This is a genomic window from Amycolatopsis magusensis (assembly GCF_017875555.1).
GTDB classification, from domain to species: Bacteria; Actinomycetota; Actinomycetes; order Mycobacteriales; family Pseudonocardiaceae; genus Amycolatopsis; species Amycolatopsis magusensis.
The window spans coordinates 8993025-9011754 of the sequence record NZ_JAGGMS010000001.1 but is presented as its reverse complement, the minus strand read 5'-3'; the positions used below and the strand labels follow the sequence as shown (position 1 = coordinate 9011754).

Here is an 18730-nt window from a genome sequence, read left to right as displayed (position 1 = left end):
AGTGCGTACCGGTGAGCGCGGCCGCCGGCGCACCCGGGTGGTGGTTCACCGGGCGCGGACCGCGGTCCGCGCGCTCACCACGATCCCGGCCATCAGCAGGAGCGCGGCGCTCAGGTTCCACACCAGGTCGTACGGCGTCAGGTCCACCTCGTACCGGATCTGGTGCAGCCCGAACAGCTTGTGCTGGACCAGCCCGTCGTAGAGCTGGAAGAGGCCGACGCCGCCGAGGAAGCCGCCGGTGAACACCGCGCCGCGGAACGCGCCTTCGCGGCGCAGCCCGGCCGCCAGGAACAACGCGGCCACGGTGGCGAACCAGCTGAACGCGTGGAACAACCCGTCCGAAACCAGCCCGGCCGAGGAGGTCGAGCGGTCGTAGAAGTGGTGCCAGTGCAGCAGCTGGTGGAACACCACCTCGTCGACGAAGGCGATGGTGCCCACACCCAGCAGGAATCCGGCGAGCAGGTTGCGCCGGTACCGCGCGGTCACGGCTGGTCCGGGAGGTCCAGTTCGCCGTGCCGCGCGGCGAGGGTGCGCGCGAGGTCGGCGAGTTTGACGTTCAGGTCCTGCGAGGTCCGGCGCAGCACCGCGAACGCCTCGTCCGCGCTCATCCCGCGCCGGGCCATCAGGATGCCCTTGGCCTGCCCGATCACGTCCCGGCTTTCGATGGCCTGGCGCATCTGCGCCTGCTGCAGCTCCTGCCGGCTCACCGCCTGGGTGTGCGCTATCGCGAGTGCGCCGTGCGTGGCCAGCAGCAGCGCGATGCCGCCGGCCTCCTCACCCAGCTGACCGTGGGAGAAGAGGTTCAACGCACCTCGGGTGCTCACCAGGTCTCCGGGGTCGGGCAGCAACGCGGTGGACAGCACCGAGGTGAACCCGAGGTCCGCGGCCGCCGGGCCGAACTTCGGCCACTTCTCGTCCTTGGCCAGGTTGTCACTGCTCCCGGTGGCCGGCCCCTCCGGCAGGGCCGCGTCGAAGCACGGACCCTCCTGGAACTGGTTCTGCAGCCGGTCGAGCTCGGCGGACAGCGGGGAGCTGCCGACCGGCGTGTGCAACTGGTTGGCACGGTCCCGCACGCTGACGCTGACCACGTCCACGCCGCGGATCAGCCGCTCGGCCGCGGCGGCGACGTGGTCCAGCACCTCCCCGACGCTAGACGCGGTCAGCAGGGTCCTGGTGAGCACGGCGAACTCACTGGTGAGCGGCTCTCCGTTCATCGGGGCACCTCCTGGGGCCGGTCGTCCGGTCCACCGAGTACCAACCTGCCCCTCGGGCTAACCGTCCCTCAGCCGCCGAACGGGGGCTTCGGCACCTCGAACGCCGGAATGCGGGGGACCAGCGAAGCCGGGGGAGGCCCTGGCGCGCCGGAGACGATCCGGAGCACGGCGGTGCCCTCGCGCAGGCCGGCGACCTGCATGGCGACCACGCCGTCCACTGGTTGCGGGGCGCTCTGCTCGCCCGTGCTGCAGGAGGAGCCGCCGCCGTTCTCGTAGAACTTCGAAATGCAGTTGAGCGACAGGCTGCCGGAACTGGTGCCGTCCCCCTGCGTCTCGAAGTGGATGCCCTCGCCGTCCAACGCCTGGACCAGCAGCTTGCGTAGCCCGGCGGTCCCGCTCAGCCCGATCTCGGCCGGGCCGCCGAGCAGCACCTCGCAGTTCCCGTCCGCGCAGGCCGCGTAGTCACGCCCGTCGGCCGCGGTCAGCTCGGCGGGTGGTGCACTCGACTGGGTGGCCGTGGGCTCCGGGCTCGCCCCGGAACTGCAGCCGGCGAGCAGGAGGACGGAGAAACCCAGTGAAGCCAACGTTTTACTCCACACGGACGCCAGCGTAGGTCCCTCCGGCCCCCAGCGACGCCGAGCGGCAGCTAGCGGCCAACCGGGGGTCAGGCGTCCCAGGCGAGGGGCATCAGGGTGGGGCCGCGGGTGGCCAGGCCGTCCTTCCACTCGACGTCGGCTTCCGGACCGGCGAAGCGCAGGCCCGGCAGCCGCCGCAGCAGGGTTTCCAGGGCGACCTGCAGTTCCATCCGGGCCAGCGGCGCGCCCAGGCAGTGGTGGGCGCCGTGGCCGAAGCCGACGTGCGAGGTCTCGTCCCGCTCCAGGTCGAGCCGGTCGGGGTCGGTGTAGATCGACTCGTCGCGGTTCGCCGAGGCCAAGGCGGGGAGCACCGGCTCACCGGCCCGCACCAGCACCCCGCCCAGTTCGAGGTCCTCCAGCGCGTACCGGGCGATCCCGGCGCCGATGCCCAGCGGCACGAACCGCATCAGCTCCTCGACCGCCTGCGGCACCAGGTTCAGGTCACCGCGCAGCCGGTCCAGCTGCTCGGGGTGGGTCAACAGCACGTAGACGAAGTTCGGGATCTGCGAGGCGGTGGTCTCGTGCCCGGCGACGAGCAGAGCCTGCGCCAGCGACAGCAGTTCCTCTTCGGACAGCCGGTCGTCGTTGTCCCGCGCCAGCACCATCGCGCCGAGCAGGTCGTCCGTCGGCTCCTCGCGGCGCTGCGCGACCAGTCCGGCCATGTAGACCCGCATCCGCTCCACGTACTCCATCACCTGTTCCGGCGGGAACTTCGTGGTGGACAGGAACGCGTCGGACCACAGGCGGAAGTCGGACCGGTCCTCGAACGGCACGCCCAGCAGTTCGCAGATGACCGTGATCGGCAGCGGCAGCGCGAAGTCGGCGACCAGGTCGCCGGGCGGTCCCTTGGCGATCATCGCGTCGACCAGGCCGTCGGCGATCTCCTGGGCCCGCGGGCGCAGCCGTTCCACGCTGCGCACGGTGAACGCCTTCGTGACCAGCCGCCGGAGCCTGCTGTGGTCCGGCGGGTCCATGCCGAGGATGTTGCCGGGTGGTGGCAGGTGCGCGCGCATGCGTGGTTCGTCGCGGCCGACGCTCGCGGCACGGCTGAACCGCGGATCGCCGAGCACCACCTTGACGTCCTCGTACCGGGTCGCCAGCCACGCCGGTTCGCCGTAGGGCAGCACCACGCGGCTCAGCGGCTCCTGCTCCCGAAGCGCCTGGAACAGCGGCTCGTTGTCGAGTTTCTTCGGCTGGCTGAACGGGTACGACCGGGGTTCGACCGCCTCCGAGGTTCGTGCTGCGGGTGGTGTGACCATCACCGGCTCCTCTCCGTGGTGGGTCACATACTAACCATTAAAGCAGTCGCTTGACTGGGTTGTGATCTCGGTCGGTTTACCGACCAGTTCGGTCGGTCACTCGATAGGGTGATCGACATGGCCCGGCCCTTCCGGCAGCAAGCGGACGAGGAAATCCTCGACCGCGCCGCCGCCCTGTTCGCCCAGCACGGGTTCGCCCAGACCACGCTGAAGTCCGTGGCGGACGCGGTCGGCCTGTCCAAAGCCGGACTGCTGCACCACTTCCCGAACAAGGAAGCGCTCTACGAGGCGGCGCACGAAGTCGCCCGCGAGCAGGGAAAGCGCGTGCTCGACCGGCTGGCAGCGCTGCCGCCGGGCCCCGAGCGCGACGTGCGCGCGCTGGATCTGCTCACCGACATCGCGCTGGACCGCCCGGGACTGGTGGCCCTGGCGTTCCGCGCGGTGACCGCACCCGACGCCGAACCCGCGCTCGCCGCGGAGGACATGTTCGTCTCGAGCATCTTCGGCGTCGACCTCGGCGAGGGCAGTGACGCCCGGCCGGAACGCCTCGTGCGGGTCATCGGCGCGTTGAGCGCGCTCGCCGTGCTCACCCTGGCCGCCAACCACCGGGGGGAGAAGACCACCTGGCGGCCACTCATCGTCGCGACCTGCACCGCCGCGCTCGGCCACGGCCGCGCGGCTCCCCTCACTTCCCCGCAAGACCAGGTGGAGGCCTGATCCCGATGGCACGTCTGTTGTACCGGCTCGGTTTCGCCGCCCAGCGGCGCCGGCTGGCCGTGGTCCTAGTGTGGCTCGCCGTGCTCCTCGCCGCGGGCGTCGGCGCGCTGACCCTGTCCGGGACCACATCGAACAGCTTCTCGATCCCCGGCCAGGAATCGACCACGGCGCTGGACAAGATCAAGAGCTTCGGCGGGGGCGGGGCGAGCGCCCAGGTGGTGGTGCAGGCCCCGCCGGGCCAGCAGCTGGTCACCCCCGAGAACGCGCAGGTGGTCGGCGGCCTGGTGGCCGAGCTGAAGCGCCTGCCGGGGGTGCTCGACGCGAGCAACCCGCTCGACCCGGCCGCCCCGGCGGTCAACCCCGACCTGAACACCGCCTACAGCACGGTGACCTACGGCGCGCCGCCCGGTGAAGTCACCGTGGACCAGCAGAACGCCCTGTTCGCCGCGGTGGAGCAGGCGAAGACCGGCGGGTTCGTCACCGAGGTGAAGGGCGAGGCCACCATGGTCGCGCCGCACATCGGCGGTGTGACCGAAGGCCTGGGCGTGGTGCTCGCGCTGGTGATCCTGGCGCTGACCTACGGCTCGCTGGTGGCGGCCGGGATGAACCTGCTGACCGCCTCGGTCGGCGTCGGCATCGGCGTGCTCGGCATCACCATCGCCACCGGGTTCATGGATCTGCAGTCCACCACCTCGGCGCTGGCCGGCATGCTCGGCCTGGCCGTGGGCATCGACTACGCGTTGTTCATCATCAACCGCTACCGGCACGAACTGCGGGAAGGCGCGGACGTGCCCACCGCGATCGCCACGGCGGTCGGCACCGCCGGGTCGGCCGTGGTCACCGCGGGTATCACCGTGGTCATCGCGCTGCTCGGCCTGATCGTGGTCGGCATCCCGTTCCTGACCCAGATGGGCGTGGCCGCGGCCGCCACCATCGTGGTCGCCGTGCTGGTCGCGGTGACGCTGGTCCCGGCGGTCCTCGGCTTCCTCGGCAAGCGCGCGCTGCCGCGCAAGCAGCGGGAGGCACCCGCCGAGGCCGAGCCGGAGGGCCGCTTCTACGCGAAGTGGATCGGCACGGTCACCCGCCGCCGGGTCACCGTGCTGCTGCTGGCGATCATCGGCCTCGGCGTGATCGCGGTGCCGTTCGCCTCGATGCGCACCACGCTGGTGCAGGTCCCGGCCGCGGACAGCACGCAGGCGCGGGCCGAGCAGGTGCTCAGCGACGCCTTCGGGCCCGGGGTCAACGGCCCGCTGATCGTGTTGTTCGAGGGTCCCGGCGCGGTCCAGTCCGCCACCGAGGCGATGGGCCCGATCGACGCGCTCGGCGACACCGCGATCGTCGCCCCGCCGAGGCCGGTCAGCCCCACGGCCGCACTGCTCACGGTCATCCCGGAATCCGGGCCGACCACCGCGGAAACCGAGCACCTGGTGGAAGAACTGCGCGGTTACCTCTCCGGTCTCGACGGGGTGGAAGCCTCGGTCACCGGCGCGACCGCGGTGAGCGTGGACGTGGCCGTCTCGCTCGACGAGGCGCTGCCGATCTACCTGGTGCTCGTGGTCGGCCTGGCGTTGTTATTGCTGGTGCTGGTGTTCCGCTCGCTGCTGGTGCCGCTGGTCGGGGTGCTGGGCTTCCTGCTCACCGTGGGCGCGTCGCTCGGCGCGACCGTCGCGGTGTTCCAGTGGGGCTGGCTCGCCGACGCGGTCAACCTCGACACGGCCGGTCCGCTGATCAGCCTGACGCCGATCCTGGTGATCGGCATCCTGTTCGGGCTGGCGATGGACTACCAGATCTTCCTGGTGTCGCGGATGCACGAGGCGCACCACCGCGGGGCCGCGCCGAGGGAGTCGATCACCACCGGTTTCCGCCAGGCCGCCCCGGTGGTCGTCGCGGCGGCGCTGATCATGTTCTTCGTGTTCGCCGGCTTCGTGCCCGCGGGTGAACCGGCGATCAAGTCGATCGCGTTCGCGCTGGCCATCGGCATCCTGGCGGACGCCTTCGTGGTGCGGATGGTCCTGGTGCCCGCCGCGCTGGCGCTGCTCGGGGAACGCGCGTGGTGGCTGCCGTCGTGGCTGCGGTGGCTGCCGGAGCTCGACGTCGAAGGCACCGCGCTGACCGACGAACACCCGAAGCGCACCGTCGAAACGCGCGAACCGGCGGACGCGACCCGCTGACGGAGTGACACGAATGTGGCTTTGGGGGCCGATTCCGCCCCCAAAGCCACATTTGTGTCCTGGGGTTTCGTCAGGCCAGGGGCGTGGGCGAGGGGTCGGCTCGGTGTCCACTTCGGACGGCGGCGAGGGCGGACGCGATGCCCTCGATGCCCGCGCGCATGGGGTCGGCGTCCAGTGAGTACGGCAGCCGGAGGTACCGCTCGAAGGCGCCCCCGATGCCGAAGCGCGGGCCCGCGGCCAGGTGGACGCCGAACTGCGGGGCCACGGCCGCGAGTGCCGAGCTGACCGGATCCGGCAGCCGTGCCCACACCGACAACCCGCCCGACGACCGTCCCACGGTCCAGTCCGGCAGCCGAGTACGAACCAAGTCCAGCAGCAAAGAACGCCGCTCCCGCATCCCGGCCAGCCTGTCCGGCAGCAACTCGCCGATCTCCCTGAGCAGTTCCGCGCAGGCGAGCTGCTCCACCACCGGCGTCCCCAGATCGGTGCCCGACCGGGCCTGCCCGAGCCGCTGCACCAGCTCCCGGTCCGCCCGCAGCCACCCGACCCGCAGCCCGCCCCAGAACGTCTTGGCCGCCGAGCCGATCGAGATGACGCCCGGGTGGTAGGCCGCCACCGGCACCGGCGGATCGGCGTCCAGCGCCAGTTCGGCCATCGTCTCGTCCACCACCAGCGGGCAGTCGAGCCGCAGCCGTGGACGGTCCACTTCGGACAGCAGCAGGCCGGTGGGGTTGTGGAAGTCCGGGATCAGGAACGCCAGTGCCGCCCCTCGCGCGGCCGTCACGAGGGTGTCCACGTCCCAGCCGTCGTCGGTGACCGCGACCGGCGTGATCCGGCAACCCGCGTTCCGCAGCACCCGCAGCGCGTGCGGATAGCTCGGGTGATCGGTCACCACCCGATCCCGTGGCCGCAGGATCGTCCGCACGAGCAGGCTGAACGCGTGCTGCGCCCCGTTGGTCACCAGGATCTGCTCCGGCGCGGTCGGCAGTCCGCGATCGGTGTACCGCTGCGCCACAGCAGCGCGCAGCTCGCCCAACCCGACGTGCGCGTACCCGTGCCGCGGCAGGTAACGGGGAAGTTGGTCCAGCGCGCGGGTGTATGCCCGGTGCAACGCCTCGCCGGGCGCGGGTGACGCGGCGTGCGAGAAGTCGAGCAGATCCGGCCCGGCCGTCCCCGGTTCCGGCTGTCGATCGCCCGGCGGCACCCGCGTCCGCCCGCGTGCCCGATCGCGGGCGGTCAAGTACCCCTGCTCGCGCAGCGTCGTGTACGCGGTGGACACCGTGGTGCGGCTGATCCCCAGCACGGCGGCGAGGTCCCGTTCCCCGGGCAGCGCGGTGTCCAGCGGAAGACGGCCGTCGAGGATGAGCAGGCGCACCAGATCACTGAGCCGCCGGTGCGCCGGGCCGGGACCGGCCCAGTCACCGAGCAGGCGGGCGAGGGCGTGGCTGCTGGTGTGCACCGGGCCAGCGTCCTCGATCTGGCCCTTTCTCTCAAGGCCAGCACTCCCGCAAGATCATCGGCATGAGCGCCAGTTCCGTGGCCCGCCGGATGACCGCGGGCGAGCAACTCCGTGCCGGGCGCAACGCCCGCCGGGTCCCGCAACTGCTCGTCGGCCTGGTCGGCTACGGCATTTCCGTCACCTTCCTGGTCGAGTCCGGGCTCGGCGCGTCGAGTTGGAGCGTGCTCGCCGAGGGCGTCTCGGAGCGCACCGGGCTGAGCTTCGGCTGGGCCACGAACCTGATCGCCGTGGCCGTGCTGGTCTTCTGGATCCCGCTGCGGGAACTCCCTGGCCTCGGCACGCTGCTCAACGTCCTGCTGGTGGGGTTGTCGGCCGACTTCGCGGTCTGGTTCCTGCCGCCGCCGGACACGCTCGCGCCGCGGTTCGGCTACTACCTCGCCGGCCTGCTGATGCTCACCTTCTTCGACGCGGTGTACCTGGGTGCCCGCTTCGGTTCCGGCCCGCGCGACGGTCTGATGACCGGAGCCGTGCGGGTCACCGGCAAGCCGATCTGGCTGGTGCGCACCGGGATCGAGGTGGCCGTGCTGACCGTGGGCTGGTTCCTCGGCGGCACGGCCGGTCTCGGCACCTTGGTGATCGCGCTGGCGATGGGCCCGCTGGTGCAGCAGTTCCTGCGCCGCACCACGGTGCGCCTGCCCGGCGACGACCTTGACAACACGGCGAAAAGCGGCTGAAAATACCCGACAATCGACAAGACTCCACAAGAGGAAACAGAGGTAGGCCGTGCGGAAGAGCGTCCTTTTCCTGGTCGGCCTGCTGCTCCTCGCCGGTGCGGTGCCCGCGGGCGCGACTTCGGCGCCCACGTACTTCAACAGCGCCACCACGCCCGGGGCCGATCCGTTCGTCCACTTCGACCGCGCGAGCGGCTACTACTACGCCTACTCGACCGAGGGCGCGGATCCCGGTTACCACTTCGGCATCTACCGCTCGCCGGACCTGGCCACCTGGGAGCACCTGCCCGGCGGCGCGCTCAAAGCGGGTGAGGCGGGAACCTGGGCGCACGACTGGTTCTGGGCGCCGGAGCTGTACCACAACGAACGGACCGGGCTGTACTACCTGTTCTACTCGGGACGGATGAACCAGAACGTCGCCGAGCACTTCAAGTACGCGGACTTCGAAGAGCCGTCGAAGGTCGGTGTCGCGGTGGCCGACTCGCCGGCGGGCCCGTTCCGCGACGTGGCCCCGGGACCGCTGGACTACCACCCGTTCGACCCGGACTACCACGACGTCAACCTGATCATGGACGCCGCGCAGAAGAAGCCGCCCGCCACGCTGGCCGAGGGGCAGACCGCGCCGCTGGGCACCTACCTCCCGTTCATCGACCCCAACGTCTTCTTCGACGCGGACGGCCGGATCTACCTCTACTTCTCACGCAACGCCTACCGGAACTGGGTGTGGGACACCGATCTCGGCAAGTACGTCGAGGAGTCCAACATCTACGCGGTCGAACTCACCAGCGACTGGTGGCACGACCCGTCCGGCACCACCAAACCGGCGATCGCACCGTCCTACCGCGACACGAACCTGGATCCGGCGGACCCGCCGGGCACCCGCAAGGACGGCTGGACGCCGATCCTGAACTACGGCTCGGACAAGCAGTCGTGGGAGAACGCGCACGTCGACGACTACGCCAAGACCGGCGGGCAGAAGAAGGACCGGCGCTGGGCCGAAGGTTCGACCACCGTCCGAACCACCGACGAGCACGGCAAACCGGTCTACCGCCTGACCTATTCGGCGAACAACTACGAGAACGAGCACTACGGCGTCGGCTACGCGACGGCGGACAGTCCACTCGGGCCGTTCCGCAAGAGCCCGGCGAACCCGGTGCTGTCCCAGGATCCGGCCCAGGGCGTGTACTCGACCGGGCACGGCAGCATCGTCGGCTCGCCGGATGGTTCGGAGGACTTCTACGTCCACCACGGTCGTCCGTCCACTGCGGACTCCCGGCGCGTCTACAGCTCACGGATGCGTGTGGACGGTGCACTGGCGATCGACCTGACCACGGCCGATCAGCCGTTGCCCTCGGGCGTCGGCCCGCTGCACCTCCGGTCGAGCGAGCGCCTGCTGCGGCTGCGGCCCGGGGTGCCCGGCGGTACCGACGTGACCGTACGCAGTGCCCCTGGCGCCGCCTTCGACCTGACCAACCCGCTGAACCGCTTGCACGCCAGGCTCGTCCCGGCGAGCGCGGGCACCGTCGAGGTCAGTGGCGGCCGCGTCACCGTGACCATGCCGCGAAACGGTGCCGGACTGCTGGAGATCGGCTACCAGCGCCTGCGTGCCGACGGCTCATACACCGAGGTCCCGCACGGCAAAGCCCTTATTCCGGTGCTCAGCCGGAGCTAGGCTGCACGCATGGACTTCGAGGAGATCGTGGTCGAAACCGAGCGGCTGGCCTTCCCGGCGCTGGCCGCGGGGGACGGGCCGGTGGTGGTGTGCTGGCACGGTTTCCCCGATCACCCGGCCACCTTCGAACCACTGGCCGAGCGGCTCGTCGCGGCGGGCAGGCGCGTGGTCTTGCCGTACCTGCGCGGGTTCCACCCCGACACCGCGGACGCGCTGGAGTACGGCGGCAGCCTCACCTTCGCCGCCGACGCGGCAGCCGTGGCCCGCGCGCTCGACCCGGACGGCGTCGACATGATCGGCCACGACGTCGGCGCGGGCATGGTGCTCCAGCTCGACCGCCGCCTGATCGACTACCTGTGGGCCACGTGGTCACCGGGGTTGACGCTGTCGCCGGAGCACCGGGAGCGCGTCCACCGGATGTACGGCGACGAGCGCTACATCGCCAACTCGCTGAAGATCTACCGCGCCAACTTCGACCCCAGCGGGCACGACCCGGCGCTGGTCGAGTTCGGCGGCCGCAGCGAAGCCGCCGCGGGCAAGCCGTTGCTGGTGCTCGCCGGCGCGGACGACGGTTGCATCGCCGCCGAGCACTTCGAACAGGCCTACCGCGGCCTCGCGCCCGGATCCGACGTGGCGGTCCTCCGGAACGCGGGCCACTTCCTGCACCTGGAACAACCCGATGAGGTGGCGCGGCGGGTGCTGCGCTGGTTCGACTCGATCAGGTGACATCCGGCTGATCCGGCTTCCCCCACCGGCACGCGGGTACTTCCCAGTGGTGGAAAGGGGTGCGACATGGCCGACAACGACTATCTCGCCTTCCTGTTGATCGGTGCGCTGATGGTGCTCGTCGACGGGCAGATCCTGTACCGGAACGGGCGTCGCTACGCGGCGAACTCCGATGGCGGCTCACCGGCGGACGCCACCATGGCGAGAATGACGGTGATGGTGTTCCACCTGGTGGGGCTGGGGGTGCTGGCGCTGCTGTCGATCGTGGACATCGGCGAACCCGGTGACACCACGATGTTCATCGGCAAGCTCGGCTTCTTCCTGCTCCTGCTGGCGGCCGCGCACGCGATCACCATCGGCACGCTGGCGCGGCAGCGGCGCGAACGCGAGTACCAGCAGCGACAGGACCTGCCGCGGCAGGACGTGGTGCGGCCGGAGGTGCTGCGCACCGACGGCGGTGTGGTGGTGCGCCCGGCGGAGGAGCAGCTGCAGCGCCCGGACACCACCGTCACGCCGGTGCCGGGGCAGCCAGGAGCCGATCCGCAGGTGAGCCCGACGCTGGAGCAGCGCGGACCGTATTCGGCCTGACCGGCCGTAAGCTCAGGCCGGGGGCAGGTTGTGGTGCTCCGGCACCGAGGACACCCTCTTCGGCAGGACGCGGTCGAACCGGCGACGGCCGGCTTCGACATCGGCCAGCGCGTCGATGAGGGTGGGGTGGGTCGGCAGCACGGTGCTCACCCCGGTCGCCTCCACCACGCGGTTCACCACCGGGCCCCAGGTCACCATGGCCCACGAGACGTTCTCCTCGGCTGCCGCGCCCGCTGCCTCCAGCAGGGTGGCCAGGCCGGCCGCCCCCAGGAAGCCCAGGCCACGCAGGTCCAGGACGAAATCCTCCCGTGCCGCCACGCGGTGGCTCAGGAACCGCGCGAGCACCGGTGCGCCGAGGCGGTCCACCTCACCGGTCACGCAGCCGATGACCACTCCGCTGCGGTGGACGCGGAGATCTACGGAAACACCGCCGGCCGCTGGCAAGGTCTACTCCTCGCGTCTGCCTGTGGGGAAAAATTTCCCGCGCCCGCCCATTATGCTCCAGCGCCCAGAACGCGGCAGGACGAGGGAAGGCTTAGCTTTCTAGTGCATGATCGGGCTCAGCTGAGCACGATCGGCAGTGACAGCACGAAGGTGCTGCCACCGGGACCGCTCTCGGCGAGCACGAGGTCTCCCCGGTGCGCCCTGGCGATCTCCTTGGAGATGTACAGCCCCAGTCCGGTGCCGCGGTGCATGCTGCCGAGCCGCTCGAACTTGCCGAAGAGCCGGTCGCGGTGTTCCGGTGCGATGCCCGGCCCCTGGTCGGTGACCGCGATCTCCGCGCAGTCCCCGGCGGTGCGCAGGCTCAGCCGGATCGGCGTGCCCGGCTGGCTGAACTTCGCCGCGTTCGCGAGCAGGTTCAGCAGCACCTGCCGGATCCGGAACGGGTCGATCCCGGCGACCACCCCGTCCCCGACCCGGAGTTCGACCGGGTGGTCTTCGGTGAGTTCGGACAGTTCGCCGAGCAGCGCCCGCACCAGGTCGCCGAGATCGGTGCTCTCCAGCAGCAGGTCCAGTTTCCCGTTGAGCATCCGGCCGGCGTCGGCGAGGTCCTGCACCACCCGGTCCAGCTGGCGCAGGCTGCGCGCCATCGCGCCGAGTAGTTTGTGGACGGTTTCGGCGGGCATCCGCTCGCCCTGGTCGAGCAGCAGTTCGGTGATGCTGGTGAGCGCGGCGATCGGCGTGCGCAGTTCGTGCGCGCAGGTCGCCGCGATGTCGGCCTGCTGGTCCACTTCGGCGACCGGGCCCGACCGTGGCTCGGCGCGGTTGCGGCCGATCGCGGAGAACAGGTCCGCCAGCAGGTTCGCCAGCAGCCGGGTCGAGCCGCCCTTCTCCACGTACGCCGTGGCACCGAGGCGCAGCGCCTGCTCGGCGACCTGGTCACGGCCGTACCCGGAGACCACGATGACCTTGGTGCCGGGCGAAGCCGCCAGGATCAGCGGCAGGGCTTCGAGTCCGTCCATCCCGGGCATGGCCAGGTCGAGCAGCAGCGCGTCCGGCCGCCGGTCACCGGCGATCCGCACCGCCTCCACGCCGTCGGCCACCTCACCGACGACGGTGATGCCCGGCAACGATTCCAGCAGCGCACGCAGGGCGAACCGGACTTCGCGGCTGTCGTCGGCGATCACCGCGGTCACCGGTCCGGTGCCCGCCGGCGGCTCGGGCGCGGGCGGTGGTTCGGGTGCGCCGAGCGCGGCGGGTTGCTGCCGCACGAGGTCTCCCGGCGCGATGTCCAGGGTCTCGTGCAGGAGGTCCCGCATGATCTGGCGCGCGGTGTCGAGCGTGCGCTGCAGGATGCGGACGGCACGGGCGGACTCGCCGGAATCCAGTGCGTAGAGCGCGGCCGACAGCCCCTGCACGACGTTGTCGTTGATCTCCAAGGCTTGTTGCCGCCGCTGGTGCTCCTCCCGCAGCTGCCGGGTCGCTTCTTCGGCCTTCTTGCGCTGGGTGACGTCGCGGACCACGGCGACCGCGACCGTGCCGCCGAAGGCACCTTCGGCGGTGGACAGCGGCCGCACCGAGACCTCCGCCGGGAACTCATCGCCGTCCTGGCGGTGTCCGGTCAGTTCGATGCCCTGGCACGCGCGGGCGGTGTCGAGATCCGGCAGCAGCAGGCCGATCCGCTCGCCGGTGAGCCTGCCGAACAACTCCACCGCACGCTCGTTGACCAGGGTGACCGTGCCCGCGGCGTCGAAGCCGACGATCGCGTCGGTGACCGAATCGAGCAGGATCCGGGTTTCCGCCGCCGCCGTCCTGGCCGCGGTGATGTCCTGCGCGGTACCGACCATCTTCCGCGCGGTGCCGGAGTCGTCGACCATCACGCGGGCGCGGCGGTTGAGCCAGCGCACCGTCCCGTCCGGCCACACCACGCGGTGCGCCAGTTCGGTGTCGAGGTGGTCCCGCAGCGCCTGCTCGTTCACCGCCGCGACCTCCGCGCGGTCGTCGGGGTGCACGTGCTCGAGGAAGGTGCCGTAGTCGAGGGCGCGTGAGCGCGGGACCATGCCGTAGAGCCGGTACATCTGGTCGCTCCAGATGACCTCGCCGGTGGCCAGATCGCGTTCCCAGCTGCCGACCTGGCCGACGCGTTCGGCTTCGGTGAACATCGCCGTGCGTTCGGTGACTTCGACTTCCAGCTCGGCGCCCGCGAGCTGGCTGACCGCGGCGGCCGCGCGTTGTTCGGCCGCGGCCGCGGCGAGCAGGAGCCCGGTCAGCACGAGGGCGCCGTTGAACGACTGCAGCAGCACCATCCGGTTGAGCAGCTCCTGCCCGGCGAACGGTCCTGCGCCGAGCGTGGCGGCGATGGTGGTGCCGGTGGTGGCGATGACCAGGCAGGGGGAGACCACGGCGAGGCCGAGGCGCCAGGCGCTCCAGATGACCACCGGGAAGATGATGAACAGCCACGGCACCTGACCACTCGCGACCGCGATAGCCAGCGCCAGCGTGCCCCCGGTCAGCACGGCCGATTTGAGCCAGTGCGCGGTGGTGATCTCGCGCCAGCGAACGCGGTGCGCGCGCAGGAGTAGCAGCAGCGCGGGCGCGAAGACCAGCACGCCGGTCGCGTCGCCCGCCCACCACACCGACCAGGCGGCGAGGAGTTGTCCGGGTTGGAGGGCGTCCGCGAGCACGAGGACCCCGGCGCCCACGGTGGCGCTGATCGCCATGCCGCCGAGCGCGCCGAACACGAGCGCGGTGACGTCGCGCAGGCGGGCCAGATCCGTCTGGAACCCGGCGCGGCGCAAGAGCACCACGGCCACCACCGGCGCCGCCGTGGCCCCGGCGCCGATGACGACCACGGCGAGCGGGGACGGCCCGAGCGGCAGGTTGGCGGCGACCGAGCCGAGGAGCACGCCTGGCCACAGCCGCAACCCGAAGCGCAGCAACACGGCCAGCGCCAGCCCGGTCGGTGGCCACAGCGGGGCCACCTGGCCGCGCACCAGCGCGAACTCCAGGCCGAGGCGGGCGCCGAGGTAGTAGGCCCCGGCCAGCGCGAACACGGCGGCGGCCCACCGGGCAGATCGTTGCAGCATCAGGCGCGACGCTAACCGCGCCCCGGGCCGCGAACTAGAGGCCAAAGACCCACCCCATTCGTGGACCCCCCTGTGGCGTCGGTGGCCTTCGTGGGCCCGGAGGAGTGCCGTGAATGTGGCTTTCACGGCCGAATCCGCCGTGAAAGCCACATTCACGGCATCAACCACCCCTCCCAGAGATGGTATGGTCTAGACCACTCGAATGCCGGTACGTCCGGTGTGCGGGTGGTGGTTATCGTGGGTGGACGGCCGTGTTCTCGCTGTGGCAACGACGCTTAGAGGGAGCTGCGTATGTTCGGTCGTAGATCACGTGTGTTCGCGGTCGCCTTGGCCGCCCTGCTGGCCGCGCCGCTCGCGGTGCTTAGTCCCGTGGCGGGCGCCGCCGGGCCGGCGGAGGTCTGTGCGGTGAAGTCCAAGCCGGCGGGCAAGGTGCTGCAGGGGTACTGGGAGAACTGGGACGGCGCCTCGAACGGCGTGCACCCGCCGCTCGGCTGGATCCCGATCACCGACTCCCGCATCCGCGCGCACGGCTACAACGTGCTCAACGCGGCGTTCCCCGTCATCCTCTCCGACGGCACCGTGCTGTGGCAGGACGGGATGGATTCGACGGTCAAGGTGGCCACGCCCGCGGAGATGTGCGCGGCCAAGGAAGCCGGGGCCACCATCCTGATGTCGATCGGCGGCGCGACCGCGGGGATCGACCTGAACTCCAGCGCGGTGGCGGACCGGTTCGTCGCCACGATCGTGCCGATCCTGAAGAAGTACAACTTCGACGGCATCGACATCGACATCGAAACCGGCCTGGTGGGCAGCGGGAACATCGGCACACCGTCGGCGTCGCAGGCGAACCTGATCCGGATCATCGACGGCGTGCTGGCGCAGATGCCGCCGAACTTCGGGCTCACCATGGCCCCGGAAACCGCCTACGTCACCGGCGGCAGCGTGGTCTACGGCTCGATCTGGGGCGCGTACCTGCCGATCGTGAAGAAGTACGCGGACAACGGCAGGCTGTGGTGGCTGAACATGCAGTACTACAACGGCAGCATGTACGGCTGCGCCGGTGACTCCTACCAGGCCGGGACCGTGCAGGGCTTCACCGCGCAGACGAACTGCCTGAACCAGGGACTGGTGGTGCAGGGCACGACGATCCGGGTGCCCTTCGACAAGCAAGTACCCGGGTTGCCCGCGCAGCCGGGCGCCGGGGGCGGGTACATGTCCACCGGACTGGTCGCGCAGGCGTGGAACGCTTACTCCGGCGGCCTGAAGGGGCTGATGACCTGGTCGATCAACTGGGACGGTTCGAAGAACTGGACCTTCGGGAACAACGTCAAGGCGCTGCAGGGCCGCTGAGTCCACTGTGTCCACTCTGGAAGGGTCTCCGTCGCGCTCACGCTCGTGACCGCGACGGAGGCACCCCACTACGGCGTGCGGGTGAACGCCGTGCCCCGGACGAGGTTTCGCCTTACCGGGGCGGTGGATCCGGGGCCGGACGTCCCTCACATAGCTGAATTCGCATACCACTCTGTGAGCGGTGTGCCGCGCACCGTCACCTTCCTACCCTGGAAACCGCTCCGGGATCCGGACTAGGGAAGGTGGTTCGCCATGGGTGGATGCAACTGCTGCAGCTCCTGCACCGGCGCCAGCTGCGGCTGCTGCGGAAGCTGCGGCTGACCGGCCGGTCACCGCTATGAGTGGGGCATTACTTGCAATCAAGCAACCGTGCGCAGCTCCGCTGAGGGTGGCGGTGGGCGACGGGAGGGCGCAAGTAATGCCCCACTCATAGCGTTCCTTCACAGGCGTTCTTGGAGGGCTTCGGCGGCGGCCAGCAGATCCGCCGCCCACCGCGCCCCCGGTTTGCGCCCGATGCGCTCGATCGGCCCCGAGACCGACACCGCGGCGACCACCGTGCCCGCGGAATCCCGTACCGGCGCCGAGACGCTCGCCACACCCGGCTCCCGTTCGGCCACGCTTTGCGCCCAGCCGCGCCGCCGGACCTCCAGCAGCGTCCGTTCCCCGTAGACCGCGTCGGTCAGGATCGCGCGCTGGGTGTGCGGATCCGACCACGCCGCGAGGACCTTCGCGCCGGAGCCGGCCGTCATCGGCAACCGTGAGCCGATCGGCACAGTGTCGCGAAGGCCACTCGGCGGCTCCGCGGTCGACACGCAGATCCGCTGCACCCCGTCCCGGCGGTAGAGCTGCACGCTCTCGCCGGTGATGTCCCGCAACTTCGGCAACACCGAGCCCGCCGCGTCGAGCAGTGGATCCGTTGTGCCACCGGCGAGTTCGGCCAGCGCCGTGCCGGGGCGCCAGCGCCCGTCCGGCCCGCGCCGGAGCAACCGGTGCACTTCCAGCCCGACCGCCAGCCGGTGCGCCGTCGCGCGCGGAAGGCCGGTCCGGCTGCAGAGTTCGGCGAGCCCGCAGGGATCTTCGGCGACCGCCTGCAGCACGGCCACCGCCTTGTCCAGGACTCCGATACCGCTATGCTGTCCCACAGCGCGATACTATCTTCCCGCAGTTTGGGAAGTCCAGATCCTGGGAAAATCCCGGTAACGTCTCATGGGAGGTGCCCTGATGGTGCAAGCACGGGGCCGCACGCTGGCGGAAAAGGTGTGGGACGCACATGTGGTGCGCCGCGGCGAGGGAGCCGAGCCGGACCTGCTCTACATCGATCTCCACCTGGTGCACGAAGTCACCAGCCCGCAGGCCTTCGACGGCCTCCGGCTGGCGGGCCGCCCGGTGCGCAGGCCCGACCTGACCATCGCCACCGAGGACCACAACGTGCCGACGGTCGACATCGACCTGCCGATCGCCGATCCGGTGTCCCGCACCCAGGTCGACACGCTTCGCCGCAACTGCAAGGAGTTCGGCGTCCGGCTGCACCCGATGGGCGACGCGGAACAGGGCATCGTGCACGTGATCGGCCCGCAGCTCGGGCTGACCCAGCCGGGTATGACGGTGGTCTGCGGTGACAGCCACACCTCCACCCACGGCGCGTTCGGCGCGATGGCCTTCGGCATCGGCACCTCGGAGGTCGAGCACGTGCTGGCCACCCAGACGCTGCCGCTGCGTCCATTCAAGACGATGGCGATCAACGTCGACGGCGAACTGCGCCCCGGCGTGACCGCGAAGGACATCATCCTCGCGGTGATCGCCAAGATCGGCACCGGTGGCGGGCAGGGCTACGTGCTCGAGTACCGCGGCTCGGCGATCGAGGCGCTGTCCATGGAAGCCCGGATGACGGTCTGCAACATGTCCATCGAAGCCGGGGCGCGGGCCGGGATGATCGCGCCGGACGAGGTGACCTTCGCCTACCTCGAGGGCCGCCCGCACGCGCCGCGGGGCGCCGACTGGGACGCCGCGGTGGCCGAGTGGCGCGAGCTGAAGACCGACGAGGGGGCCGAGTTCGACGCCGAGGTCCACCTCGACGCCGCCACGCTGACCCCGTTCGTGACCTGGGGCACCAACCCGGGACAGGGCCTGCCGCTGGGCGACGCGGTGCCCGACCCCGAGCTGATCGCCGACGAGAACGAGCGCTTCGCCGCCGAGAAGGCCCTGTCCTATATGGACCTCAAGCCGGGCACCCCGCTGCGGGAGATCCCGGTGGACACCGTCTTCCTCGGCTCGTGCACGAACGGCCGCATCGAGGACCTGCGGGCCGCCGCCGAGGTGCTGCGCGGGCACAAGGTGGCCGACGGCGTGCGGATGCTGGTGGTGCCCGGCTCGATGCGGGTGCGCCAGGCCGCCGAAGCCGAGGGGCTGAACGAGATCTTCACCGACGCCGGTGCCGAGTGGCGCCAGGCGGGCTGCTCGATGTGCCTGGGCATGAACCCGGACCAGCTCAAGCCGGGGGAGCGCAGCGCGTCGACCTCCAACCGGAACTTCGAGGGCAGGCAGGGCAAGGGCGGCCGGACGCACCTGGTCTCGCCGCTGGTGGCCGCCGCGACCGCCGTGCGGGGCACGCTCTCCTCGCCGGAGGACCTGGTTCCCGCCACCGCCGGTACCGCCCGGTAACCCTCCCCGACACCCCCGGA

At 70.9% G+C, this 18730-nt stretch carries 16 protein-coding genes; 8 read left to right on the top strand and 8 right to left on the bottom strand.

Going from position 1 to position 18730, the window contains the following annotated elements; translation table 11 throughout:
- Positions 1-45: 45 nt before the first annotated feature.
- The 4 genes from JOM49_RS40580 to JOM49_RS40565 form a co-directional block, all read right to left on the bottom strand.
- Entirely contained in the window at positions 46-486 is a 441-nt protein-coding gene (locus JOM49_RS40580; protein ID WP_308159036.1) for a DUF2243 domain-containing protein, read from the bottom strand.
- Positions 483-1214, bottom strand: coding sequence for an ANTAR domain-containing response regulator (locus JOM49_RS40575; protein WP_209669914.1), 732 nt, complete (start codon positions 1212-1214; stop codon positions 483-485). Before JOM49_RS40575 ends, JOM49_RS40580 begins: the two co-directional genes overlap by 4 nt.
- A gap of 68 nt (positions 1215-1282) precedes the next feature.
- Positions 1283-1798 carry a hypothetical protein gene (locus JOM49_RS40570; protein WP_209669912.1) on the bottom strand — a complete coding sequence of 172 codons (516 nt, stop codon included), beginning with the start codon at positions 1796-1798 and terminating at the stop codon, positions 1283-1285.
- 80 nt (positions 1799-1878) lie between these two features.
- Complete coding sequence (locus JOM49_RS40565) at positions 1879-3108, bottom strand: cytochrome P450 (protein ID WP_209669911.1); 1230 nt, start codon at positions 3106-3108, stop codon at positions 1879-1881.
- Between the two features lie 117 nt (positions 3109-3225).
- Here JOM49_RS40565 and JOM49_RS40560 point away from each other — a divergent pair, with 117 nt between their 5' ends.
- Both JOM49_RS40560 and JOM49_RS40555 read left to right on the top strand, forming a co-directional pair.
- Positions 3226-3825 (top strand): TetR/AcrR family transcriptional regulator, encoded by a 600-nt coding sequence (locus JOM49_RS40560; RefSeq protein ID WP_209669909.1) that lies wholly within the window; start codon positions 3226-3228, stop codon positions 3823-3825.
- Between the two features lie 5 nt (positions 3826-3830).
- Complete coding sequence (locus JOM49_RS40555) at positions 3831-5996, top strand: MMPL family transporter (protein WP_209669907.1); 2166 nt, start codon at positions 3831-3833, stop codon at positions 5994-5996.
- 70 nt (positions 5997-6066) lie between these two features.
- Here JOM49_RS40555 and yczR read toward each other — a convergent pair whose 3' ends face one another.
- The gene (gene yczR, locus JOM49_RS40550; RefSeq protein WP_308159035.1) at positions 6067-7455 is read right to left on the bottom strand and encodes a MocR-like transcription factor YczR; all 1389 of its coding nucleotides are present in this window, start codon (positions 7453-7455) and stop codon (positions 6067-6069) included.
- 62 nt (positions 7456-7517) lie between these two features.
- Here yczR and yczE point away from each other — a divergent pair, with 62 nt between their 5' ends.
- The 4 genes from yczE (at position 7518) to JOM49_RS40530 (ending at position 11172) form a co-directional block, all read left to right on the top strand.
- Positions 7518-8189, top strand: coding sequence for a membrane protein YczE (gene yczE, locus JOM49_RS40545; RefSeq protein WP_245369635.1), 672 nt, complete (start codon positions 7518-7520; stop codon positions 8187-8189).
- Positions 8190-8238: 49 nt separating this feature from the next.
- Entirely contained in the window at positions 8239-9858 is a 1620-nt protein-coding gene (locus JOM49_RS40540; RefSeq protein ID WP_209669905.1) for a glycoside hydrolase family 43 protein, read from the top strand.
- Between the two features lie 9 nt (positions 9859-9867).
- On the top strand, positions 9868-10584 hold the full coding sequence (locus JOM49_RS40535; RefSeq protein ID WP_209669903.1) for an alpha/beta fold hydrolase: 717 nt from the start codon (positions 9868-9870) through the stop codon (positions 10582-10584).
- Between the two features lie 66 nt (positions 10585-10650).
- On the top strand, positions 10651-11172 hold the full coding sequence (locus tag JOM49_RS40530) for a hypothetical protein (RefSeq protein ID WP_209669901.1): 522 nt from the start codon (positions 10651-10653) through the stop codon (positions 11170-11172).
- 12 nt (positions 11173-11184) lie between these two features.
- Here the strand turns inward: JOM49_RS40530 and JOM49_RS40525 are convergent, their stop codons facing one another.
- Together JOM49_RS40525 and JOM49_RS40520 are read right to left on the bottom strand one after the other, a co-directional pair.
- Positions 11185-11616: an STAS domain-containing protein gene (locus JOM49_RS40525; RefSeq protein WP_209669899.1), complete on the bottom strand. Its 432-nt coding sequence runs from the start codon at positions 11614-11616 to the stop codon at positions 11185-11187.
- Between the two features lie 116 nt (positions 11617-11732).
- Positions 11733-14699, bottom strand: coding sequence for a sensor histidine kinase (locus tag JOM49_RS40520; protein ID WP_209669898.1), 2967 nt, complete (start codon positions 14697-14699; stop codon positions 11733-11735).
- Between the two features lie 291 nt (positions 14700-14990).
- On the opposite strand from JOM49_RS40520, the gene JOM49_RS40515 reads away from it, so the two are divergent.
- Positions 14991-16049, top strand: a complete 1059-nt coding sequence (locus JOM49_RS40515; RefSeq protein ID WP_209669896.1) for a chitinase — start codon at positions 14991-14993, stop codon at positions 16047-16049.
- Between the two features lie 440 nt (positions 16050-16489).
- Here JOM49_RS40515 and JOM49_RS40510 read toward each other — a convergent pair whose 3' ends face one another.
- Positions 16490-17191: an IclR family transcriptional regulator gene (locus tag JOM49_RS40510; RefSeq protein ID WP_209669894.1), complete on the bottom strand. Its 702-nt coding sequence runs from the start codon at positions 17189-17191 to the stop codon at positions 16490-16492.
- Positions 17192-17270: 79 nt separating this feature from the next.
- On the opposite strand from JOM49_RS40510, the gene leuC reads away from it, so the two are divergent.
- A complete protein-coding gene (leuC, locus tag JOM49_RS40505) occupies positions 17271-18710 on the top strand; it encodes a 3-isopropylmalate dehydratase large subunit (protein ID WP_209669892.1) in 1440 nt (479 codons plus the stop codon).
- Positions 18711-18730 lie beyond the last annotated feature (20 nt).